Below are 21,652 nucleotides of genomic sequence, written 5' to 3'. Positions count from 1 at the left end.
CGTCCGGGAGCCGGCCGCGCGGGCTCCCGCCGCCGGGGGGCTGGAAAAAAAAGAGAGCGTTATGTATTTTTCTTCCGACCACCGGGAGGGAGCACATCCATGGCCGCGCATGTGACACCGCTGCCGGGCCCCCGTAGCGACGACGCCTTCACGTCCTTCGTGCAGGACCTCTTCGCCGGGCTGCCCCGGGCCGATCAGCGCCGCTGGGCGCGGGTCTACCTGGAAGGGCTGCTGTCCGCACCGGGCAAGAAGTCCATCCGCCACCTGGCGGCCGCCTCCGGCCAGCCGGCGGCGGCGCTGTCCCTGCAGCAGTTCGTGAACGCGAGCCCCTGGGACTGGCAGCCGGTCCGTGCGGCACTGCTGAACTGGGCGGAGCGGCGGGGTGCGGCCGAGGCCTGGACCATCGCGCTCACCACCGTGCCCAAGCGCGGCGAGCACTCGGCCGGAGTGCACCGCCGCTTCGTCCCCGCCCTGGGACGCACGATCAACTGCCAGGCGGGCATGGGCGCGTTCCTGTCGGGACCGGACCTGCACGTGCCCGTCGACTGGCGCCTTCTGCTGCCCGGCCGGTGGAGTGAGGACGAGGAGCTGCGGGCCCGCACCCGCATCCCCGAACACCACCGCGACCGGCCGCTCACCGCCCAGGTCCTCGACCTGGTCGACTCCCTGGCCCAGGCGAGCGGCGGGGCCCCGCTGCCGGTGGTGGCCGACATGAGCCACGAGCGGGACGCGGGACGGCTGCTGCGGGCCCTGGGCGGCCGCCGCCACGACTTCGTGGTCGCCGTGCCCCCGGCGCTGCCGCTGGCGCCGCTCCAGCCGGGTGTTCCGTCGCCGGACGGCCGGCCCTTCCCGGGCGAGGCGCTCGGGGCGGGGCCGCTGCTGGACCGGTTCGGCAGCGCCGTCTTTGCACTGCACCGGGCCGGGGACGGCCGGGGTCGGGGCGTGCACGTGCTGACCTGCCTCGTGAGGCTGCCGGGGCTGCCCGCCGCGCGAGCGGTCCACCGGCTCTTCGCCCCGTACGACACCGCGAGCCGCAGGGTGACCCGCGTCTGGGTCACCAACCTCGCCCACGAGCGCATGCCGCGTCTGCTGTCCCTCGCCGCCCGGCACGACCTGTCGGCCACGATGGACTCGCTCGCCGAGGACTTCGGGCTGGGCGACTTCGAGGGCCGGTCCTACCCCGGCTGGCACCACCACGCCACCCTGGCCTCGGCGGCCTGCGCGTTCAGCCGTCTCACGGGGGCGGGCGAGCGCAGGGCCCCGGCGGCGTCCGCCGCGTGAGCCGCCGGCCGGGCCGGAAGCCGTACGCGGGGACGGGCGCCCGGGCCCGGAGCCGACGGCCGGGATCCGTGCGCACGGGGGCGGCCCCGGCGGGTAGGTTGACGGGAGTCAACCCCGGGAGAGCGATGCCGTCCGTCAAGCCCCGTGTCCTGTTCGTCACCGACCTGGCCTACGAGGCCCGCGGGCGCCGGTACGGCGACGAGGACGTCTTCCTCAGCTCCAGGCTGCGCGAGGACTTCGACATCGCACTCTGCCACCCGCTGGACGCGGCCGCGCTGATGGACGCCTTCGACATGGTCGTGGTCCGCAACAGCGGCCCCGTGCTGAACTACCCCGTCGCGTACGAGGAGTTCCGCACCCGGGCGCTGCGGCAGGGGGCGCGCGTCTACAACCAGCTCACCGGCAAGGCCGATATGACGGGCAAGCAGTACCTCCTCGACCTGAGCGCCGAGGGCTACCCCGTCATACCGACCGCCGACGACCGCGACGGGGCCCTGCGGCTGCCGGACGCGGACGCGTACGTGGTCAAGCCCAAGGCCGGTGCCGACTCGCTCGGCCTGCGGTTCGTCACCCGGGACGAGCTGGACGGGCTCGAGTACGGCGACGTCCTCGTCCAGCCGCGCGTCGACTTCCGCTACGAGCTCTCCTTCTACTTCGTCGACCACACCTTCCAGTACGCCCTCCACGCGCCCCGCCCGGACCGGCGCTGGGAGCTGGAGCAGTACCGGCCCACCGGAGAGGACCTGGCCTTCGCACAGCGGTTCGTCGACTGGAACGAGATCGACCACGGCATCCAGCGCGTCGACGCCTGCCGCACCCGGGACGGCCGGCTGCTGCTGGTCGAGCTGGAGGACCTCAACCCGTACCTGTCGCTGGACCTCCTCACCCCGCACGACCGCGACGCCTTCGTCGCGGCCGTGAAGGCGTCGCTGCACCGGTTCGCCGCCGAGGACCGCACTCCGCGGCGACCGGCCTGACCGTACGGGCGAGGGCGGACGCGCCTGCCGCGCCGGCCGCTCAGACCTACGGCACCACCTGACAGAGCACTACTAGACCAGCGCCTTCAGGGCCGCCGTGTCGTACGGCTCCAACTCCTCGAACCGGCCGCCCAGGACCTTGGCCGCCCACTCCGGGTCCTGGAGCAGGGCGCGGCCCACGGCGACCAGGTCGAACTCGTCGCGCTCCAGGCGGTCGAGGAGGTTGTCGATGCCCTGGACCGAGGAGCCCTCGCCCGCGAAGGTGCGGAGGAAGTCCCCGTCGAGGCCGACCGAGCCGACGGTGATGGCGGGCCGGCCGGTGAGCTTCCTGGTCCAGCCCGCCAGGTTCAGGTCCGAGCCCTCGAACTCCGGGGCCCAGTAGCGGCGGGTGGAGGCGTGGAAGGCGTCGACGCCGGCCTCGGCGAGCGGGGCCAGGATCGCCTCCAGCTCCTCGGGGGTCCCGGCGAGCCTCGCGTCGTAGGCGTCCTGCTTCCACTGCGAGTACCGGAATATCACCGGGAAGGCGGGCGAGACGGTCTCGCGGACCGCGGCCACGATCTCGGCCGCGAACTTCGTACGGGCCACCGGGTCGCCGCCGTAGGCGTCGGTGCGGCGGTTCGTCCCCGCCCACAGGAACTGGTCGATGAGGTAGCCGTGGGCGCCGTGCAGTTCGACGCCGTCGAAGCCGATGCGCTCGGCGGCCGCGGCGGCCTCGGCGAAGGCGCCGATGACGTCGTCCAGGTCACGCCGGGTCATCGCCCTGCCGGAGCCCTCGGTGCCGTCGGGGCGGATGCCGGACGGGCCGACGGCGGGGGCGTCGGCGTAGGGCGGGGCGCCCGGCTCGCGCACCATGCCGATGTGCCACAGCTGCGGCACGATCGTGCCGCCCGCCGCGTGGACGGCCTCGGCGACCTTCGCCCACCCCGCCAGCTGCTCCTCACCGTGGAAGCGCGGCACCCGGTCGCTCCCCCCGGCCGACTCATGGCCGACGTAGGTCCCCTCGGTGACGATCAGGCCCACACCCGCGGCGGCGCGACGGGCGTAGTACGAGCGCACGTCCTCACCGGGGACACCGCCCGGGGAGAACATGCGCGTCATCGGTGCCATGACGATGCGGTTGGGGACGGTCAGACCGTTCAGCTCGACGGGCCGGGACAGGATCTCGGACGCGCGGGAGGCGGAGGATGCGGTGACGTTCATGGGTGTTCCTCACAGGTACCGGACGTCATGCGCGCGTGCGGCGCATGCGTGCAGGTGCCAACCGCTCCGGCGGTCAGGGTATTTCGCCCGTTCGGCGTTCTCCTCTGTGATCCGGGCAACGCGCTCGGAGCGGGGCGCCGCCGCTAGCCGAGGGCCTGCATCCGCCGGCCGACGAGTTCGCGCAGCCGGGCCCAGGCGGGGGAGTGGTCGCCGAGACGGGCTTGCGCAGACCGGTGGCCGCCAGAACCGGAACCCGCGGGTCGGAGTGGTTCTCCCCGGTCACGGGGTGGGGGAGTGGTTTCCCCGTCGCCTTCGTCATGCCTTCATGCTCGGAGGTTGACGCAGGGTCAGGGTCAAGCCCGGATGATGCGGACCGGTTTTTTCGTGCGCGTCAGCGACGGGCGCCCGAAGACGGTCCACCTGTCGGCACCGCCTTGGCGGGTGTCCCAACATCCCTGGTTGCGGCTCCAGTTGACCCTGGCCGCCTCACCCCGACGCGGCCGGGCCGAGCCGCCTGAGGATGTGGCGCGGGGTCAGCAGGGACCGGTCCGTGAGGATGTCCAGGAAGGCGGCGGTGACCGGGTCGGGGGTGGTGCGGGTGTAGGCGGTCAGGGGGCGGCTGACCGGGGGGTCGGGGCGCAGGACGGCACCGTTGAAGTGGGGCGGGATGGTGTTGGCGGGTACGAGGGTGGGGCCGAGTCCGGTGGCGGCGTAGTTGGCCGCGGCGGGGGCCTGTTCGGTGCGGACCGCCACACGGGGGCGGAAGCCCGCTGCGGCGCAGGCCTGGTCGAGGAGGTCGGCCAGGCCGCTGTCGGGGGTGAAGTGCACCCATTCCCGCTCGGCGAGGTCGGCCAGGTGGACGCGGGGTGCGCGGGCGGAGCCGGCCGCGGGGTCGTCGGTGCGGGTGACGACGAGGAACTCCTCGGTGCCGAGGTGGCGGACCGGCCCCTCCCAGCCGGGCGGTGGCGGTCCGACGGCGATGTCGGCCTGACCGGCGTTCATGGCCGCGGCCAGTTCGTCGGCGCGGCGGTGCTCGAACAGGCGGACGCGTACGCCCGGGTGGCTCCGGCGCCAGGCGCCGAGCGCGGCGGGCAGCAGGCCGTAGCTGATGGAGTAGAGGGTGGCGAGGTGGAGTTCGCCGGTGGCGAGGCCGGCGGCCCGGCGGGCCGCGGTGGTGGCGCGCCGGGCCTCGGCGAGGGCGGCGCGGGCGTGGGGGAGCATGGCCCGCCCGGTGGGGGTGGGGCGCACGGTGCGGGGCAGGCGTTCCAGCAGCGGGCTGCCGATCTCCCGTTCCAGGGCCTGGAACTGGTGGGAGAGGCCGGGCTGGGTGATGTGCAGGAGCTCGGCCGCGCGGGTGAAGGAACCCTCGTCGACGATCGTCACCAGGTACTCGAGCTGTCGTAGCGTCGGCATGCGCTCAGCCTATGGGTTTCATAGGAAACAGTCCTTGGACGCATGGCGGGCTCGCTTCGCAGGATGGGGGACATGTCCGGCGAGGCGGTACCGAGTTCTCGCCGGCACCCCGCTATCAAGGAGCTGTCCCCATGTCGAACGAATCCGGCGCCGGTGTTCTCGCGGTCTTCAAGGCGGCGGCGCACGCCACCGAGGAGGACTTCGCGAAGGTCATCGACGCCGAGCTGGCACGGGCCAGGGAACTGGTCGACCAGGGCGTGATCGTGCACGGCTACCACCGCGCGGACTGCGTCGGTGCGGCGCTGGTCCTCGACGCCGCGACGGTCGAGGCCGCGCACGAGATCATCGCGACCTTCCCCGCGGTCGCGGCGGGCCTGATCGAGACCGAGTCGGTCATCCCGCTGGTCCCGCTGCAGCTGCCGCAGGCCTGACGGACCGCCGGACGGCCGGGCACCGCCGAATCCGGGGTGCCCGGCCGCTCCCGGAAGCTTGGAGGAGCCTTCCATGCCCCATCCGACCGAGCCGCCCGTGCCGGTCCTCGACCCGGCCGCCCGTGCGCTCGCCGACCAGGTGGCGGGCGGACCCGACCCCCGCCGGCTGCCGCTGTCCGAGATCCGCGCCCGGCTGGACCTGGCCCAGTCCGGCCCGGTCGAGCGCCCCGACGCCCACATCGAGGACCTGTGCCTGCCCGGGTCCGACGGTGCGGTCCGGGTCCGGCTGGTACGGCCGGCCGCCCCCGGCCCGGCTCCGCTGCCGGCGATCCTCTACCTGCACGGCGGAGGGTGGGTCGCCGGCAGCGTGGTCAGCCATGACCGGCTGGTCCGGGAACTGGCGGTGGGGGTCGGTGCGGCCGTGGTCTTCGTGGACTACGACCTCGCCCCCGAGGCGCCGTACCCCACCGCCCTCGGGCAGGCCCGCGCGGCGGCCCGCTGGGTGGCCGGCCACGGCCGCGGACACGGGCTGGACGCGACGCGGATGGCGGTGGCCGGCGACAGCGCCGGCGGCAACCTGGCCGCGGCCCTGACCCTGCTGGCCAAGGAGTACGGCGAGTTCTCCTTCCGCCACCAGGTGCTTCTCCACCCGCCCCTGTCGGCGGACTGCGACACCGCCTCCTACCGCCAGTTCGCACGGGGGTACTTCCAGAGCGCCGACTACCTGCGCTGGCTGTGGCAGCAGTACGTACCCGAGCCGGCCCGGCGGACCGAGCCGACCGCGGCACCGCTGAACGCCGATCCCCGGCAGCTGGCCGGACTGCCGCCGGCACTGGTGATCACCGCCGAGGCGGACGTGGTCCGGGACGAGGCGGAGGCGTACGCCGCGAAGCTCCGTACGGCCGGCGTGCCGGTCACCTGTGTGCGCTACCAGGGCACGATCCACGCCTTCGTCGTCCTCGACGCCCTGCGTGCGACCGGTGCCGCCCGCGCCGCGCTCGCGCAGATCGTGTCGACCCTGCGCGAGGCGCTCCATCCACGACTGGAGATCTGAGTGAACACCCCGCCCCCCGGGCCCGCCATCACCGTGGGCAACATCGCCCTGTCCTTCCACCGCGCCGCCGCGGCCGTCACCCGCCGGGTGCTGGAGGCCCACGGCCACCGGGTCGAGAACATCGAGGCCCCGCACGAGCAGCTCTTCCGGCTCCAGGCCGACGGCAGGGTCGACGTCCTGGTCTCGGCCTGGCTGCCCTCCAGCCACGAGGCCTACCTGTCGGCCTACCGGGACCAGGCACACCTGCTCGCGCCGCACTACCACCCCTACTGCGTGTGGGCGGTGCCGCCGTACGTGCCGGCCGACGCGGTGCGCGAGGTCGCCGACCTCGCCCGGCCCGAGGTGTCCGCCCGCATGACGCGCGCCATCGACGGCATCAACCCCGGTGCCGGGATCAGCCGCTTCTCCGCCCGGATGGTCACCGCCTACGGACTCGACCGGGCCGGCTACACCTTCACCCCCGGCACCGAGGCCGGGTTCCTCGCCCGCGTCGAGCAGGGGATCGCCGACCGGGAGTGGTTCGTCATCCCGCTCTGGCGCCCGCAGTACCTCAACCGCCGCCACGGCCTGCGAGCGCTGACCGAGCCCAAGGGCCTGCTCGGCACCGTCGACGCCGCAGCGCCCGTCATCCGCCGGGCGAGCCTCGACCTCATCCATCCCGAGGCACTGGCCCGGCTCGACGCCCTCCACCTGGGCAACGACGGTGTCGAGGAGCTCGACACCTGGATCAACGCCGACGGCCTCACCCCCCTGCAGGCCGCCGACCGCTACCTCGCGGCCCACCCGCCGCTCCCGTAGCCCGAACCCCACGCCACCCGACCCGACAACCGGCCCGGAGCCACCATGAACCAGCACCCCGGCACCACGATGCCCGCCGTCGCCTACCGCACCAGCCTGCCGATCGACGACCCCGCCAGCCTGGAGGACGTCGAACTGCCCGTCCCCGAGCCCGGCCCCCACGACCTGCTCGTCCGGGTGGAGGCCGTCGCCGTCAACCCGGTCGACTACAAGGTCCGCCAGAACGCCGACCCGGGCGGCGAGCCCCGCGTGCTCGGCTGGGACGCCGCCGGCACCGTGGTCGCGGTCGGCGAGCGGGTGGAGCTGTTCCAGGTCGGCGACGAGGTCTACTACGCCGGCGCACTCGACCGGCCCGGCGCCAACTCCCGTTTCCACGCGGTCGACGAGCGGCTGGTCGGCCCCAAGCCGGCCACCCTCTCCTTCGCCGAGGCAGCGGCCCTGCCGCTGACCTCGCTCACCGCCTGGGAGGGTCTGTTCGAGCGCCTGGGCCTGCGCCACGGCACCCTGGAGCAGACCGGCACCCTGCTCGTCACCGCCGCCGCGGGCGGCGTCGGCGCCATCACCACCCAGCTCGCCCGCACCCTGACCGGCATGACCGTGATCGGCACCGCCTCCCGGCCCGAGAGCACCGGCTTCGCCCGGAAGATGGGCGCCCACCACGTGATCGACCACCACCAGCCGCTGGTGCCGCAGCTGGCCCAGGCCGCGCCGAAGGGGGTGGATTACGTCTTCAGCACCGCCGGCACCGACCGCAACCTGGACGCCTACGCCGAAGTCCTCAACCCCTTCGGGCAGATCGTCGCGATCGACGACTTCGACAGCCTCGCCATCGGCGCGCTCAAGGCGAAGAGCATCTCCTTCCACTGGGAGTTCATGTACACCCGCTCGATGTTCCAGACCCCCGACCAGGCCACCCAGCACCGCATCCTCGCCGAGATCGCCCGACTGGTCGACGCCGGGCTGATCACCACCACCGCGACCCGGGACCTCGGGCCGGTCAACGCCGCCAACCTCCGTGAAGCCCACCGCATCCTGGAGTCCGGCAGCACCATCGGCAAGATCACCCTGACCGGCTTCTGACCCGCCTCCGAGCGGCACGGCCACATCCCGCCTCCCCTGTCCCGGGGAGGCGGGATTTTCTTCAATGTCAGCTCGCCCAGGTCCAGTTGACGGTCAGTCAGATATCGGTAAGCCCGCGCCGTCTTAACCCGGGGCCGGGCCGGACGCCTTCGGGGCGCCCGCTTCCCCTTCGTCGCCCGCCGCCGGCTCCTCGCCCGCGGCGAACGGACCCTCGTCGACGAACCGCCGCAGCCAGTGGGCGAAGGTCCGGGCATCGGCCTGCGGCCAGGAAGTGAGCGAGTCCTCGATGCGAGCGGCCAGGCGCCGCCTGGTGACCGCCACGAGGTCGTGCCCCTCGCTTGTGAGCGCCAGCAGGGTCGCACGGCCGTCGGCCGGGTCCGGCTCGCGCCGCAGCAGGCCGGCGCGTTCCAGCCGGTCGGCGCGCCGGGTGACGGTGGACCGGTCGAGGCCGACCTCGCGGCCCAGGTCGGCGGCGCTGCACGCGCCGGTCCGCGCCAGCCCGCTGAGCACCGGATAGGTGAGCTCGTCCACCGCCTCCCCCAACCCCTCGGTCAGGTGGGCGTAGAGGCGGGCGCGGGTGGTCCGCCGCAGCAGCAGTCCCAGTGAATCCGCGATCTCGTATCCCGTCGTGTTCGTCACGCGTCCAGATTAGCGTGCGCCGAGCACGCTTTTACGCTACGGTTCAGATGCGTGCTTGAGGCACGCATTTTCTCCGGCAGTCTTCCTGCGAATCGAAGGAAACCCATGAACCACACCGACATCAGCGCCGCTCTCACCGACCTGCTCCTCACCCCGGGGCTCGACCTGGACGAGGCCGTGGACCGCCACTTCGCCCCCGACTACCGCCAGCGCACCGACGGCCGCTGGGACGACCGGCAGGAGTTCCTCACCCACATCGCCCACCTGCGCGGGGTCGTGGCCACCGGCTCGATCGAGGTCCACGAAGAACTCGCGCAGGGCGACCGCTACGCCGACCGGCACACGGTGAACATCACCAAGACCGACGGCTCCGCCGTCCGCATGGAGGTCTACCTCTTCGGCGAGTTCGCCCCGGACGGCCGCTTCCGCCGGATCGAGGAGACCACCCTCATGCTCGAAGGCGCCGAGGGCGACCGGAACCTCGGTAGCGCCCGGTAGGCACCAGCCGCCGGCGCGGGACGGCCGACAGTAAGTCAGCTCCGGTGCGGAAGCCGAAGGGTGGATTGCCCGGGCGGCGGCGTGCACGACCGGGGCGACCGGCCCGACCGGGGCGATGCGGATGCCGAGGGGGCGAGCCCCGCCGTCAGGGGCTCGCGCCGTCGCCGCGCGGGGCGGTCGGGTTCGGTTGGCCACCGCCGGCCGGCCGTTCGGCAGCGGTTCGCCGGCATGTCGCCGTCGAGGCGCCGGCGGCTAGGAGAGCGCCGCGAAGCCGGTGCAGAGCAGGCGGATGCCCTGTGCGAACTTCTCGTCCTGGCTCAGGCGCGGCACCAACGGGCTCATGACCAGGGGGAACCGCTCGCACAGTTCCTTGTAGAGCTCGGCGGTGACGGGTGGCGGCGTCGCCGGCTGGTTCTGCTCCTGGAGTACGAAGCCGGTGACGTGGCTGAGCAGGGTGTCGGCGGCGATGCCGCAGTGGTCGGCGGGCAGGCCGGCGTCGATGAGGGTGCGCAGCAGGCGTTCCATCAGGGAGAGGGCGCCGAGGCTGAGCACGCCGGGGCTCTCGGCGAGGAGTTGGGCGCCGCCGGGATGCTGCTTGATGCTCAGGCGCAGGGTGGTGGCCTGGGCGTGGATGCGGTCCTGCCAGGTGGCGGCGGACGGGAGGGCGGCCAGGGCCTCGGTGCCGGCGTCGTACGCCCGGCGGCAGACCCGGTCGGCCATCAGGGCGAGCAACTCGTCCTTGCCGCGCACGTGGTAGTAGAGGCTGCCCGCGTGGGCGTCCAGGCGGTCGGCGACCTGGCGCATGGACAGGTTCTGGTAGCCGACCTCGGCGAAGACGGCCATGCCCGCGTCGACGATGCGCTCCTTGGTGAGCTTCATGCGGTCCACCGTACAACGTTTTCCAACGCTGTTCGAAAACTGTGCTAGCTTTGCGCCATCAGGTTTTCGAACGGCGTTGGAAACGCCGCAACCGGGGGAGGGGCAGGCATGGGGGCCATCCTGTTCAACGTGACCACGGCCGCGCTGATGGTCATGATGGTCAACTGCGGGCTCGGCGTGGTCGGCCGCGACACCCTGCGCGGTCGGCCGATCCCGTGGGCGGCGGTCGCCCTGACCGCGCTCGCCGTCGGCGGCGTCCTGCTCCAGCTGGTCTGGTCCGGCGCCATGGACGCGCTGGACTCCGACCCCGCCAAGTCCGGCTGGTGGCGCGAATTCACCTCGGTGTTCATGCAGAACGGCGGCCTCTTCGGCGGCCTGTGGAACCTCGTCACCCTCGCTGCCATCGCCGCGCTCGCCCAGTGGTACTGGGGTGGCCCGCTCACCCTCGGCTTCTTCCTCGCCGGCATCCTGCTGCCCGGCCGGATCGACAACCTGCTCGGCTTCGGCGACGGCCCCAGCACCGATCCCCGCAACTTCGCGGGCAGCTCCGGCGCCACCTACTTCCTCGGCGCCACCCTCGCCCTCGCCTTCCTCACCCGCACCCGCCTCCCCAAGGAGATCGCCCTGGCGGCCGGCGTTCCGGCGCTCGGCCTCGCGATGTGGCTCGCCCAGGAGAACGGCCACGGGCTGGTGTCCGTCTACGGGTTCCTCCTCGCCGCAGTGGCATGGGCGGTCCGCCGCCGACTGGCCCGGCCGGCCGGTCAGGCAGCCTGACCCTCGACGTTCCGTCGGCCTCGCACGGCGCCACGGCAAGCCTCTCCGCCGGTCACCGCCGAAGAGAGCTGCACCCGGTCCGACGAGGTGGCACCGGGACGGGCCCGCGTGGGTCGGCTGGGACCTGCGCGGGACGACAACTGCGACCACGAGACGACGAGGCCCGGACCGCTGAGCGGTCCGGGCCTTCGCTTGCCCTGGCGGGCAGGGGCGGAGGATTCGAGCCCGTGAGGGGTTGCCCCCAACACGCTTTCCAAAAATTGGCACAGATGTACATCTGCTACATTCGTTGCATGAGTGAGCCGGTGATCGAATCCATGGCCGAGGTCCGCAGCCACCTCGCGGACGTCCTCGATCGCGCGCGCAGGGACGAAACCCCGACGATCATCACGCGGCGCGGCAAGCAGGAAGCCGTAGTGATCGACATTCGCGAGTACCAGCGCCTGCGCAGCCTGGCGGAGCAGGCTGAAGACGCATGGCTCAACCGGTTGGCCGACGAGGCGGAGACCGAAGGACTCGACGGATCCGTGTCGCTCGAGGAGATGGCCGCAATGCTCCGCGACCACCACGCCTGAGCCATGGGCCACGTCACGCGGTTCACACCGCACGCCCAGCGGGACATGCTCAAGATCCCCCGGCCGGACGCCCTGAGGGTCCTCTACCGCCTCACCGAGCTGCAGAAGGCTCTGGACGAGGGGGACACCACCGCCTTCGATATCAAGGCTCTCCAAGGGCACGGCTCGAGGTGGCGTCTCAGGGTCGGGGACTATCGCGTCGTCTACACCATCGAGGACGGCCGGCTGATCGTCTGGGTCATGACCGTCGGCAACCGCCGCGACGTCTGTCGCAACCTGTAGAGCTGGTACATCGACCGGAGCACCGGCTACGCGGGCATCACCCCGTGGATGCGGGACAGGGTGAACACGCGTCCGTCGCTCCGCAGATGGCACCAGGCGTTGAGGTAGGGAGCATCCAGTTCGAGCCGGCTGAGGGTGCGGATGGTCTCGCTGCCCGAGGAGGCGACGTACTCGATCGTGACAGCCAGGCCTTCGTTGACGGCGTGGGCCAGTTGGCGGACGTCGGTGTAGGGCAGGTTGCGCGCGTACCCGGCGATGATCTCCTCGGTGTCGCTGCCGTAGGGGCGGCCGTCCCAGGGATCAGGCTCCGGGATGTCCTGCGGGCCGGCCAGCAGTCGGGCGGCGAGGGCGCTCAGGTCGACGGCCGTCCGGGTGGCGGAGGTACTCGGCTCCGGCCGCTGCGGGCGGGACCTGCCGCCGGGCAGGCGCGGGGGCGGGACCGGGCTTGCCGCGCGGGGGCGCTGTGTGCGCTCGATGCGGACGGACCCGTCGGGCTTCTCGCCGACGGGGGCGTAGCCCGCGGACCGCAGTGCGGCGAGCGTTTTGTCCGATGAGGTCTGGCAGATCAGCACCGTCGGTGCCAGTTGCCGCAGACCGAGCCGGGTGAGCTTGCGGTGGGCGGCGAGTTCGGCCAGGAGGGCCGGCTCATCGCCGTGGATCACACAGGCTGCGGAGACGACGCGGGCCCGGCCGTGGCTGCGCGCGGTGTCGTGGATCAGGTACGAGAGCGGCTGGGGAAGCGGTTCGACGGCGACGGCGGCCAGGTCGGCCGCGATGGCCTCGGGGGTGAGCCCCGCGTCGAGCGCGCGGCGGACGCTTCCCGGGCTGAACCGCCATACGGATGCCGCACCGCTGGTCTCCCGGTCCGCGACCGAATCCAGCAGTGTGACCAGGGCCGTCGACGGCGTTCCGGTCACCACGGCCGTGAGATCGCTGCCGAAGCGGGCGGAGTCGCTGGCGGTGGGCAGCAGGCGCCGGCAGGCGTCCACCAGCGCCTGGGCGTCATCGGCGAGCAGGGCGGCCCCGATCGGGGACAGGGCTCCGAGGGCGAGGACGCCGAGCAGTTCCGCTTCACGGATCAGGGTGGCGAACGGTGTGGCGTCCTGGGGGAGTTCGTCTGCGAGCGGACGGCGCCACACGATCACCGGCCCCAGTTCCCGCGGGTCTGCCGCACCTTCGCCCGCCGGGAGTTGCGCCGCTGCCGTGAGCAGCCCGTGGCGGGCCTGAACGCAGCCTCCGCAGGGTGGTGTCCCCGCGAGGGCCGGCAGGGCCTTCCCGTCCTCGTCGCGGCTCCCGCCAGGGGTCAGCGGCAGTTTCCACCAGGCCCGGAGCAGGACGGCGAGTTGGTCGGCCGGCTCCTCCTCGGCCCAGGTGTCGTAGGCGGAAGTCGCCGCGACCCGGTCGCCGTCCCGGGCCAGCAGCCCGGCCTCGCTCGCCGCCTCCAGTGCGAGGCGCACCACGGTCTCGTCGCACTGCGCCGCCTTGCCGACCCGGGACAACTCGCGTGCGCCGATCCCACCGGCCTTCAGCCGAGCCGGAGGATTGGCGGCGCACACCCTGAGAGCCGACGCGGCAAGGGCGGCGAATGCCATCGAGGCGGCTGCGGCCTCTCGTTCGATCTCCGGAGTGGTGACGGACACCGACCGCACGACGGGCGGGACGGGCGTGAACGGAGGGCGCCAGTCGGGCCCGCGCAACACGAGCGCGACCTCCGCGGGCATCCGGGCCGGCCCGTACCGGTGGCGTTCCCGGATCAGCAACCCCCGCTCCAGCGCCCATCGTTCGCCCGGCCCGGAGTCGGGCGACGGAGCCCCGAACAGGATGAAGCCCGATCGCTCCGGAGCCCGATCCGCCTGCTGCTCAAGGAGTTTCCGGGCGGCTGCGGGGGCCTTGGCCACCAGCGCGGTGACCCGGTCCGGATCGCTGTGATGATCGATCAGCGCTGCCAGCCGCTGCTGCTTGTTGTTGCCGGAAGGCTTGATGCCCAGGGTCGCCAGCATGCGGCCCAGTTCGTCGGAGGCGGTGTTCGCCAGGAGCTGCGCCAGCGGCGCGTCCAACCCCAGCGGCGTGTCCCATACCTGCCGCAGCGGTGCCACCATGCGCAACAGCCCGTTGCCGTCCGGCCACACGAGGGCATGGTCGGCCAGCGCCTCCAGGACTGCGTCCAAGTCGTCGGCGCGGTCGTTGTCGGCCACGTCCAGGAGGCTTCCCAGGACGTCCCGCGATGCGGCAGCCAGTGCGGCGAGAACCTCCGCCACCTGCAGGTGCGGCAGCCCGAGCCGGGGCAGTGCGAGCGCGACCGACGCCGGGCGCTGAAGACGGTCCGCCAGTTCACCGGCCGACTGCGGCTCCGGAGCGGATGCCGCGTCCGGGCGCGCCGCCAGGATCCGTTCCAACTCGGGTGCGTCGAGACCGCGCAGCCAGGTGGCCAGGGTCGATCCGCTCTTCTTGCTGATGGGAACACCTCGCCGGGTAGGAGCCGTCCTTTCCCGGCGTCAGCCGGGCCAGTCAAGAATGCCGCACCACACGGAGGACGCGGGTCTTTTCCGGCAGCGGAGCGGGCCGGCCGGCCCGAGCCGGAGGAACGCCGAAGACGGAGGATGCGAGATTCGAACTCGTGAGGGTTGCCCAAAACACGCTTTCCAATTCTCCCCGGCGCCGTCCGGCACTGTCCGCACGTGCTTCGACCTGCGCCTTCCCGGCAGTCGAGAGGAGCGACTGAACCTGTCTGAACGGCCTTGAACGAGACCGGAGCTGAGACCGCATCGAGCCGGTCCGGAGATCAGCCGTCGGTGTCCTTCGGGTGCCGGGCGGACGCGTAGACCAGGTGCACTGTGTGGCGGGGTTCGTCGACGAGGTATCGCACGCGGCCTCCGGCCGTCACCTCGTACTCCCACTGGGGATAGGCCGTGCCGCCGAGCGTCGCGGTGGCAAGCCGGCCGCGCAGTCGGTGCTGCCGGTCGGGGTCGCTGCTCGAGGCCGGGGAACTGCGCAACGCCTCGAAACAGCGCCGGCTGTTGCCAGGCGCTTCAGCACAAAGCTCCCCCCACCCCTTGGCCGCCTCGTTCGTGGCGAATCGCAGGCGCCACTCGTCGGCGATGGGTGGGGGCGGGACGTCATCACCGCGCTTGGGGCTCACGGGGCAGGCACCTCGCCGTGGTCCTCGTCGGGGAGGGCCCGGGTCAGCTGGGCGGTGAGGTCGGGGTCCGCCAGGATCCTGGCGGTGGCGCGCCATTCGACTATGACGCGGTGGAGGTTGGAGTGGACATCCAGTTCGGCGGCGTCCCGGGTCGCGTTGACGAGGTCCACCACGAACTCGCGCACCTCCTCGGCTGACAGGTGCCTGCTCCACGGGAACACCTCGGGCAGGGCCAGCAGTACGGCCCGCGCGCCTTCATCGCTGCGGATCAGAGCGGCGAAGAGACGGGCGGTGACGTCGGCGGTCTCCTCCCGCTGCTGATCGTGGCGGGCAGTGGTGAGGTAGAGGTCCTCGCCATCACGCCGCGTGACGTGAACGCGCTGGGCACGCTCGACGGTGTCCGCGACCCGCTTGGAGTTCTTCGACAGGTCAGAGAACGACACGGTAAGGATGGACATAGAACCGACGATACTTCGGAATATGTTCCGAAGTCAATGGATGCAGGGCGCCGTCGGCCGGCTGCGGAGCAGGTCGACGCTCAGAGTCCCCGCGGCAGTGGCGACCTGGTTCTGCCCCGGGCTACGCGGGCGTCACTCCGTGGATGCGGGAGAGGGGAACACGCGCTCGTCGTCGCGTAGGTGGCACCAGGCCTGGAGGTAGGGCGGGTCGAGATCGAGACGGCCGATGGTGCGGACGGTCCCGCTGCCGGAGTCGGCGGTGTACTCAATGTGACCGCCAGGCCTTCCCTGGCCGCGTGGACCAGCCGACGGACGTCGCTGAGGGAGATGTCCGTTGGCCACCACGACGACGCTCGGATTCCGTGCCTGCAACGCGACGACCACGTCGGAGAGGCGGAAGACGGCGGCGCGGTCCGTGGTGGCGCTCTCGGCGTCGAGCCGGACCACCGCTGCGAGGTCGTCCGGTGTGAAGTCCCGGACATGCCATACAGCCATACGCTGCTCTCGGACGTCGCGCGCTCCCGGACTTCCATCAACGGCCGACCCCGGTGTGGTCGCCCGCCCGGACGAGCGACGACGGCCGGTTCGCGCCGGAGGCCCGGCATTCGCGACGGACGTCTCCCCGCCCGTCGCCTCGACCGTCCTCCTCCTGCTCGGCGTGCCGACTCGTATCGTCGGGGGCACCGATTTTACGGCGGAAGCGCCGTGCAGCCCGGCGGAGAAGACCTCGGTCGGAGTGGTCCTGCGCGCGGCGGTGCCGGACCGCTCAGCCGAGCAGGAGTTCTGCCGCCGGGGTGTGGTTCCCGGTCGCCGAGGCGCCGGCCATCGCAGAAGCGGCCGTCGCGGGGGCGGTGCCGGGCGGTACCACCAGCAGCAGGAAGTGGTCCTGGAAACCCCGGGTGATGCTGATCGTCGCGTCGCTGCCGGCGAACCAGTTGATCCTGATCGTCAGGCCGTTCGCCGCGACGGACCGGGGCACGCCGTCCCAGGCCGAGGTGTCGAGGCCGACCCGGACGATACGCCCGAAGTGGGCACCGAGCGCGGTGATCAAGTCGGGCAGCTCGGCGAGGACGTGGTTCGAGCGGGGCCACCAGGCGCCGTCGAAGACGCCCTCCCGCGACATCGTCGGCTCCAGTTCCAGCCGCGGCAGCAGCGGGGTGCCGGGCACCGACCACGGCCCGGGAGTGGAAGAGCTGGGGAAAGGAATCGGCATCATGCGAAGCCGCCCGTCTGGTCCATGAGGGACCCATCACGACCCAGGGCGACATCGGCGCTGATGCCGGTGTGCGGAATGTCCTCGGTTGTCTCCCACGCTACTCCGCCACGGTCTCCGCCGGGCCGCCCGACCCTGGCCATGGCCCTGGCCGCGATCGCGATGCGGATCAGGTACCTGGCGGTCCGGCCGGTCGTCGGGAAGGGCGGCTACATCCTCGGCGTGCTTACGGCGGACCGTGCCACCGGCTTCCCCACCGCCACCCCGACTCCGTGAAGCCGTCGATGCTCCCCGTTGCTCGGTGAGATCCGGTCGGACTGACTGACGCCGGGCGAGTGCGATGTTCTGAGGCGCAAGGCCCGAAGGGCGATCATGCGGGATGCTGTTCAGCGGGGCACCGACAGCGCGATGGGTGACCTCGCAGGTGCCGCCGCTATTACGGTCTTCGGAGGATTACGGTCTTCGGAGGCACCGCCTGCGTCCTCGGGATGATCATGGGGGAGGGGTCTTCCGCGTAGGTGCCGTCCGACCATCATCGAACCCCGGCCTACCCATGTCCTCAAAGGGCGTTCGGCCCCGGCCGGGGTCACGACGCGGCTCTGTCCGATGCCGCAGCCTGGACATATTCAGGCGGGTCGGCTGACGTCCAGCCGTTCGGGCGACGGTTCGTATCCAGCCGCCCTGTAGGTGGCGACGGCGGCAGTGTTCGAGCTCGGGGTGCAGACGAGCGCGCTCGATGCACCCATGTCCCGCAGCGTGGCAGCGGCGGCGACGCAGATCGCGGTGCCGTGGCCGTGTCCGCGATGGTCGGCGTGGACGCCCACCGGCTCCAGCAGGCCGGGCTTGCCGGGACCGGCTGACCAGACCGTTACCGCGGCCACCGCGTTGTCCTGGTCGTCGTAGCCGATCAGGCAGCGGGCGTCGGCGTAGACCGGCCCGGCCGCCAGGACGTGCCAGATCTCCTCGGTGAACCTCGGGCTGCCGAACGCCGAGCGGTGCACCGCGGTCCGCACCTTCGCCGTCTCCGGACCGGCCACCTCGATCCGCAGGCCGGAGTCCTTCACCGGCTCGGACAGGTCGTGGCGCAGCGGCGTCCACGGCTCGTCCAGATTCCAGCCCGCCTCCAAGAGGACCTCGCGGAGCAGGGCGCCGTTGGGGATCTCGAGACCGACCTTCCCGGGCGGCAGGACCCCACGCTCCGGATCGTTGAGGTCCGCCAGCAGCTGACGCGCAAGATCCTCGTCCTGTCGCAGGTCCGGCGCGGTCGTCAGACGCAGCACATCGGGGGCGTCCAGGTATCCGACGGCAATGATCCGCCCGTCCGTGCTCCAGGTGCGGACGGCCGCGGCCAGCCTCTCCGCGCCCAGCGCCCAGGCCCAGCCGAGGTCCCCCGGATGGAGTTGCAGCGGCGTCCGGTCGTCCTGCCATGCGCGGAGCGCGTCCACGACCCCGGTCAGTCCGTCGACGCCGGGCTCATTCAAAACGATCGTCATGTCCCCGCATCCCACACCATCGCGGTGACCGGCCGCACCCGGTTTTTCACTGAGCCAGTCAGATCGACAGGACACGCCCTAGCCGAAGAACTCTGAATGGTTCGACTGTCTGTCGGGCGGGGGATCACCCTCGACTCCCGCCCGGCACACCTCGCACTTCGCCGGCCACCTGACCAGTGACCTGGAACATCCATGCAGTGGGCCCGGTCACGGACGCTTCCGATTGCGCCAGCGGATTGGTCGCGCCCAAGGCGTGGGGCAGGAACTGCAACCAAAACTGCAACTGGAGAACGACGAGGGCCCCGACCGCAGTGCGGTCGGGGCCCTCGTCTGCCCAGCTGGGCAGAGGCGGAGGATACGAGATTCGAACTCGTGAGGGGTTGCCCCCAACACGCTTTCCAAGCGTGCGCCCTAGGCCTCTAGGCGAATCCTCCGTGGGAGAGCTTAGTACATGTTGAGGGGTGCTCGCGAACCGCTGTCTCGTAGGTGGTCGGGGGTGGCTGCCTACGGATCTGAGATGGGGGTGGAGTGCGGGGTACGGGGCCCGGATCCGCTACTCTTGGGGCAGCCCCTCGTGTGGCGTTATCTCTCTGAACCCCCCCAGGGCCGGAAGGCAGCAAGGGTAGGAGAGCTCTGGCGGGTGCGCGAGGGGTCCTTGCGTTCCCGGGGACGTTCGGTGGGACCCCGGTGGGACGACGCGTTTGTCGGCGCGTCCCGATATCGTCGGTGGCGTGTCCCTAGCCCTGTACCGCCGCTACCGCCCCGAGACCTTCGCGGAGGTCATCGGGCAGGAGCACGTGACCGCTCCGCTCCAGCAGGCCCTGCGCAACAACAGGGTCAACCACGCGTACCTCTTCAGCGGCCCTCGCGGCTGCGGCAAGACGACGAGTGCCCGGATCCTGGCCCGCTGCCTCAACTGTGAGCAGGGGCCGACGCCGACGCCGTGCGGCGAGTGCCAGTCCTGCCGTGACCTGGCGACGGGCGGGCCCGGCTCGATCGACGTGATCGAGATCGACGCCGCCTCGCACGGTGGTGTGGACGACGCGCGCGAGCTGCGCGAGCGGGCGTTCTTCGCGCCGGTGCACAGCCGGTACAAGATCTTCATCCTGGACGAGGCGCACATGGTGACCTCGGCCGGCTTCAACGCGCTGCTGAAGGTGGTCGAGGAGCCGCCGGAGCACCTCAAGTTCATCTTCGCGACCACCGAGCCGGAGAAGGTGATCGGGACGATCCGGTCCCGTACCCACCACTACCCCTTCCGGCTGGTGCCGCCCGGCACGCTCCGCGACTACCTGGCGGACGTCTGCGGCCGTGAGGGCATCCAGGTCGAGGACGCGGTCTTCCCGCTGGTGGTGCGGGCCGGCGCCGGGTCGGTGCGTGACTCGATGTCGGTGATGGACCAGCTGCTCGCGGGTGCGGGCGAGGCCGGTGTGACGTACCAGATGGCCACGGCGCTGCTCGGGTACACGGACTCGGCGCTGCTGGACGAGGTGGTCGACGCCTTCGCCGCACAGGACGGGGCCACGGTCTTCCAGGTCGTCGACCGGGTGGTCGAGGGCGGGCACGACCCGCGCCGCTTCGTGACGGACCTGCTGGAGCGGCTGCGCGACCTGGTGATCCTGGCCACAGTGCCGGATGCCGGGGAGAAGGGGCTGATCGACGCCCCGGCCGACCGGGTCGCGGTGATGCAGGCGCAGGCCGACCGGTTCGGGGCGGCCGAACTGAGCCGGGCCGCCGACATCGTCAACACCGGCTTGACCGAGATGCGGGGGAACGCGGCGCCCCGGCTGCAGCTGGAACTGATCTGTGCGCGGGTGATGCTGCCCGGCGCGTACGACGACGAGCTGTCGCTGCAGGCACGGCTGGACAAGCTGGAACGGCGGGTCTCGGCCGGGGCTCTGGCGGCCCCGATGGCCCCGATGGCCCCGATGGCGCAGATGGCGCCGATGGCAGGGGCAGCGGCAGCGCCGCAGGTGCAGGCACCGGTGGCACCCGCGCCTCAGCAGCCGGCACCGCAGCTCGCACCGCAGTTCGCGCCTCAGCCCACACCGCAGCAGGCGGCGCCCGCGCCCGCTCCCACGCCCCCCGCGCAGACCGGCCCCGCCCCCGGCGCGTGGCCGATCCCGCGCAGCTTCCCGCCCGCCGGGGGCGCACCCGAGTCCGCTCCTGCGGCTCCGGCGCCGCAGCAGCCGGCGTACGCCCAGCAGCCCGCGCCCGCGCCCGCGCCCACACCCGCGCCCGCCCCGGTGCCGGCTCCCGCTTCCGCGCCGCAGCCCTCCGGCGGTCAGCCGTCCGTCGCCGCGCAGCAGGGTGCGGCGCAGGTGCGCCAGCTCTGGCCGCAGATCCTGGAGGCGGTGAAGAACCGCCGCCGGTTCACCTGGATCCTGCTGAGCCAGAACGGCCAGGTCGCCGGCTTCGACGGCAGTGTGCTCCAGGTCTCGTTCATCAACGCGGGCGCCCGGGACAGCTTCGTCAGCAGCAACAGCGACGACGTGCTGCGGCAGGCGCTGGCCGACGCCCTCGGCGTGGACTGGCGGGTCGAGTGCATCGTCGACCCGTCCGGTGGCGGCGGCGGTGGCGGCGGGTCCTCGTACACGCAGTCGGCCCCGCAGTCCGGCGGTGGCGGCGGCTGGGGCGGTGGCGCCCCGCAGGCGCCCAGGCCGGCCGCGCCGATGGCAGCGCCGCAGGCTCCGGCGCCCGCCCAGGCTCCGGCGCCCGTCCAGCCCGCGCCGAGCCAGGTGCCGCCGCCCGCCGCGCCCGCCGCGCCGCCGGTGCGGCAACAGCCGGTGGCACCGCCGCCGATGCCGCCCGCCCCGATGGTGGCGCCCGAGGACGACATCCCCGAGGACGACGATCCGGACCTCAAGGAGGACACGTACTCGGGGCAGGAGCTGATCATCCGCGAGCTCGGGGCCACGGTCCTGGAGGAGATCCACCACAACAGGTGACCGGGGGAGCCTGCGCGCCGGGCGGCGGCGCGTAGGCTCAGGGTGACATTTCCGTGCACAGGCAGGAGTGAGCCGTGTTCCCTGGTGGCCAGCCCAACATGCAGCAGCTGCTCAAGCAGGCGCAGAAGATGCAGGAGGAGCTCGGCAAGGCTCAGCGGGAGCTGGCCGAGACGAAGGTGAGTGGTACGGCGGGCGGCGGCCTGGTCGAGGCCACGGTGACGGGCGCCGGTGAGCTGGTGGCACTGACCATCGCCCCGGCCGCCGTGGACCCGGAGGACACCGAGACCCTGGCCGACCTGGTGCTGGCGGCGGTCCGGGACGCCAACGCGGCGGCCCAGAAGCTCCAGGCCGAGCGGATGGGCCCGCTGACCCAGGGCCTCGGCGGCGGCATTCCCGGCCTGCCGTTCTGACGGCGCGGCATCGGTCCGGTGGCTGACTGGTAGCAGAGCCCTGGACACGCTGTGTGATTTATGGGTGAGTCGGGCGTCGGACGGTGTGTCCGGCGCCCGATTCGTTGGAT

At 72.3% G+C, this 21,652-nt stretch carries 23 protein-coding genes, 1 tRNA gene and 1 other RNA gene; 14 read left to right on the top strand and 11 right to left on the bottom strand.

Annotated features, from left to right (window positions below):
• Positions 1-99 precede the first annotated feature (99 nt).
• Both ACSMTC_RS18015 and ACSMTC_RS18010 read left to right on the top strand, forming a co-directional pair.
• Complete coding sequence (locus tag ACSMTC_RS18015; RefSeq protein ID WP_436560718.1) at positions 100-1,281, top strand: IS701 family transposase; 1,182 nt, start codon at positions 100-102, stop codon at positions 1,279-1,281.
• Positions 1,282-1,406: 125 nt separating this feature from the next.
• Positions 1,407-2,258 (top strand): ATP-grasp domain-containing protein, encoded by an 852-nt coding sequence (locus ACSMTC_RS18010; RefSeq protein WP_436560717.1) that lies wholly within the window; start codon positions 1,407-1,409, stop codon positions 2,256-2,258.
• Positions 2,259-2,330: 72 nt separating this feature from the next.
• On the opposite strand, the gene ACSMTC_RS18005 is transcribed toward ACSMTC_RS18010, so the two are convergent.
• Both ACSMTC_RS18005 and ACSMTC_RS18000 read right to left on the bottom strand, forming a co-directional pair.
• Positions 2,331-3,458 (bottom strand): NADH:flavin oxidoreductase, encoded by a 1,128-nt coding sequence (locus ACSMTC_RS18005; RefSeq protein ID WP_436560716.1) that lies wholly within the window; start codon positions 3,456-3,458, stop codon positions 2,331-2,333.
• A gap of 486 nt (positions 3,459-3,944) precedes the next feature.
• The gene (locus ACSMTC_RS18000) at positions 3,945-4,871 is read right to left on the bottom strand and encodes a LysR family transcriptional regulator (RefSeq protein WP_436560715.1); all 927 of its coding nucleotides are present in this window, start codon (positions 4,869-4,871) and stop codon (positions 3,945-3,947) included.
• Between the two features lie 131 nt (positions 4,872-5,002).
• Between ACSMTC_RS18000 and ACSMTC_RS17995 the strand changes: the two genes are divergently transcribed.
• From ACSMTC_RS17995 to ACSMTC_RS17980, 4 genes are all read left to right on the top strand, one after another.
• The gene (locus ACSMTC_RS17995) at positions 5,003-5,302 is read left to right on the top strand and encodes a YciI family protein (protein ID WP_436560714.1); all 300 of its coding nucleotides are present in this window, start codon (positions 5,003-5,005) and stop codon (positions 5,300-5,302) included.
• A 73-nt stretch (positions 5,303-5,375) separates the two neighbouring features.
• Positions 5,376-6,356 (top strand): alpha/beta hydrolase, encoded by a 981-nt coding sequence (locus tag ACSMTC_RS17990; protein WP_436560713.1) that lies wholly within the window; start codon positions 5,376-5,378, stop codon positions 6,354-6,356.
• Positions 6,357-7,154 carry a glycine betaine ABC transporter substrate-binding protein gene (locus ACSMTC_RS17985; protein WP_436560712.1) on the top strand — a complete coding sequence of 266 codons (798 nt, stop codon included), beginning with the start codon at positions 6,357-6,359 and terminating at the stop codon, positions 7,152-7,154.
• A gap of 45 nt (positions 7,155-7,199) precedes the next feature.
• Positions 7,200-8,234, top strand: coding sequence for a zinc-binding alcohol dehydrogenase family protein (locus tag ACSMTC_RS17980; RefSeq protein WP_436560711.1), 1,035 nt, complete (start codon positions 7,200-7,202; stop codon positions 8,232-8,234).
• A gap of 123 nt (positions 8,235-8,357) precedes the next feature.
• Here ACSMTC_RS17980 and ACSMTC_RS17975 read toward each other — a convergent pair whose 3' ends face one another.
• The gene (locus ACSMTC_RS17975; RefSeq protein WP_436560710.1) at positions 8,358-8,873 is read right to left on the bottom strand and encodes a MarR family winged helix-turn-helix transcriptional regulator; all 516 of its coding nucleotides are present in this window, start codon (positions 8,871-8,873) and stop codon (positions 8,358-8,360) included.
• A gap of 105 nt (positions 8,874-8,978) precedes the next feature.
• Here ACSMTC_RS17975 and ACSMTC_RS17970 point away from each other — a divergent pair, with 105 nt between their 5' ends.
• The gene (locus ACSMTC_RS17970; protein WP_436560709.1) at positions 8,979-9,371 is read left to right on the top strand and encodes a nuclear transport factor 2 family protein; all 393 of its coding nucleotides are present in this window, start codon (positions 8,979-8,981) and stop codon (positions 9,369-9,371) included.
• A 252-nt stretch (positions 9,372-9,623) separates the two neighbouring features.
• Here the strand turns inward: ACSMTC_RS17970 and ACSMTC_RS17965 are convergent, their stop codons facing one another.
• Complete coding sequence (locus ACSMTC_RS17965) at positions 9,624-10,250, bottom strand: TetR/AcrR family transcriptional regulator (RefSeq protein ID WP_436560708.1); 627 nt, start codon at positions 10,248-10,250, stop codon at positions 9,624-9,626.
• 108 nt (positions 10,251-10,358) lie between these two features.
• Here ACSMTC_RS17965 and ACSMTC_RS17960 point away from each other — a divergent pair, with 108 nt between their 5' ends.
• The 3 genes from ACSMTC_RS17960 to ACSMTC_RS17950 all read left to right on the top strand — a co-directional run bounded on the left by ACSMTC_RS17960 (position 10,359) and on the right by ACSMTC_RS17950 (position 11,881).
• On the top strand, positions 10,359-11,024 hold the full coding sequence (locus tag ACSMTC_RS17960; protein ID WP_436560707.1) for a hypothetical protein: 666 nt from the start codon (positions 10,359-10,361) through the stop codon (positions 11,022-11,024).
• Positions 11,025-11,317: 293 nt separating this feature from the next.
• Positions 11,318-11,599 carry a type II toxin-antitoxin system Phd/YefM family antitoxin gene (locus ACSMTC_RS17955; RefSeq protein ID WP_436560706.1) on the top strand — a complete coding sequence of 94 codons (282 nt, stop codon included), beginning with the start codon at positions 11,318-11,320 and terminating at the stop codon, positions 11,597-11,599.
• Positions 11,600-11,602: 3 nt separating this feature from the next.
• Entirely contained in the window at positions 11,603-11,881 is a 279-nt protein-coding gene (locus tag ACSMTC_RS17950) for a type II toxin-antitoxin system RelE family toxin (protein ID WP_436560705.1), read from the top strand.
• Between the two features lie 26 nt (positions 11,882-11,907).
• Here the strand turns inward: ACSMTC_RS17950 and ACSMTC_RS17945 are convergent, their stop codons facing one another.
• The 5 genes from ACSMTC_RS17945 to ACSMTC_RS17925 all read right to left on the bottom strand — a co-directional run bounded on the left by ACSMTC_RS17945 (position 11,908) and on the right by ACSMTC_RS17925 (position 16,691).
• Entirely contained in the window at positions 11,908-14,277 is a 2,370-nt protein-coding gene (locus ACSMTC_RS17945; RefSeq protein ID WP_436560704.1) for a helicase C-terminal domain-containing protein, read from the bottom strand.
• 386 nt (positions 14,278-14,663) lie between these two features.
• Positions 14,664-15,020 carry a hypothetical protein gene (locus tag ACSMTC_RS17940; RefSeq protein WP_436560703.1) on the bottom strand — a complete coding sequence of 119 codons (357 nt, stop codon included), beginning with the start codon at positions 15,018-15,020 and terminating at the stop codon, positions 14,664-14,666.
• Entirely contained in the window at positions 15,017-15,478 is a 462-nt protein-coding gene (locus tag ACSMTC_RS17935; RefSeq protein ID WP_436560702.1) for a prevent-host-death family protein, read from the bottom strand. Before ACSMTC_RS17935 ends, ACSMTC_RS17940 begins: the two co-directional genes overlap by 4 nt.
• Positions 15,479-15,610: 132 nt before the next feature.
• Entirely contained in the window at positions 15,611-15,973 is a 363-nt protein-coding gene (locus tag ACSMTC_RS17930) for a hypothetical protein (protein WP_436560701.1), read from the bottom strand.
• A 271-nt stretch (positions 15,974-16,244) separates the two neighbouring features.
• Complete coding sequence (locus ACSMTC_RS17925) at positions 16,245-16,691, bottom strand: DUF5994 family protein (RefSeq protein WP_436560700.1); 447 nt, start codon at positions 16,689-16,691, stop codon at positions 16,245-16,247.
• A gap of 141 nt (positions 16,692-16,832) precedes the next feature.
• Here ACSMTC_RS17925 and ACSMTC_RS17920 point away from each other — a divergent pair, with 141 nt between their 5' ends.
• On the top strand, positions 16,833-16,967 hold the full coding sequence (locus ACSMTC_RS17920; RefSeq protein ID WP_436560699.1) for a hypothetical protein: 135 nt from the start codon (positions 16,833-16,835) through the stop codon (positions 16,965-16,967).
• Between the two features lie 350 nt (positions 16,968-17,317).
• Here the strand turns inward: ACSMTC_RS17920 and ACSMTC_RS17915 are convergent, their stop codons facing one another.
• Together ACSMTC_RS17915 and ACSMTC_RS17910 are read right to left on the bottom strand one after the other, a co-directional pair.
• Positions 17,318-18,184 carry a GNAT family N-acetyltransferase gene (locus ACSMTC_RS17915; protein WP_436560698.1) on the bottom strand — a complete coding sequence of 289 codons (867 nt, stop codon included), beginning with the start codon at positions 18,182-18,184 and terminating at the stop codon, positions 17,318-17,320.
• Positions 18,185-18,533: 349 nt separating this feature from the next.
• Positions 18,534-18,618, bottom strand: a tRNA-Ser gene (locus tag ACSMTC_RS17910).
• 129 nt (positions 18,619-18,747) lie between these two features.
• Here ACSMTC_RS17910 and ffs point away from each other — a divergent pair.
• From ffs to ACSMTC_RS17895, 3 genes are all read left to right on the top strand, one after another.
• Positions 18,748-18,844, top strand: an RNA gene (gene ffs, locus ACSMTC_RS17905) — signal recognition particle sRNA small type.
• 71 nt (positions 18,845-18,915) lie between these two features.
• Positions 18,916-21,132, top strand: a complete 2,217-nt coding sequence (locus ACSMTC_RS17900; RefSeq protein WP_436560697.1) for a DNA polymerase III subunit gamma and tau — start codon at positions 18,916-18,918, stop codon at positions 21,130-21,132.
• Between the two features lie 98 nt (positions 21,133-21,230).
• Entirely contained in the window at positions 21,231-21,542 is a 312-nt protein-coding gene (locus ACSMTC_RS17895) for a YbaB/EbfC family nucleoid-associated protein (protein WP_436564726.1), read from the top strand.
• The last annotated feature ends 110 nt before the right edge of the window (positions 21,543-21,652 follow it).

Source organism: Kitasatospora sp. HPM-01-4 (genome assembly GCF_051374625.1).
Taxonomy (GTDB): domain Bacteria; phylum Actinomycetota; class Actinomycetes; order Streptomycetales; family Streptomycetaceae; genus Kitasatospora.
This window is presented reverse-complemented; position numbering and strand designations above follow the sequence as displayed.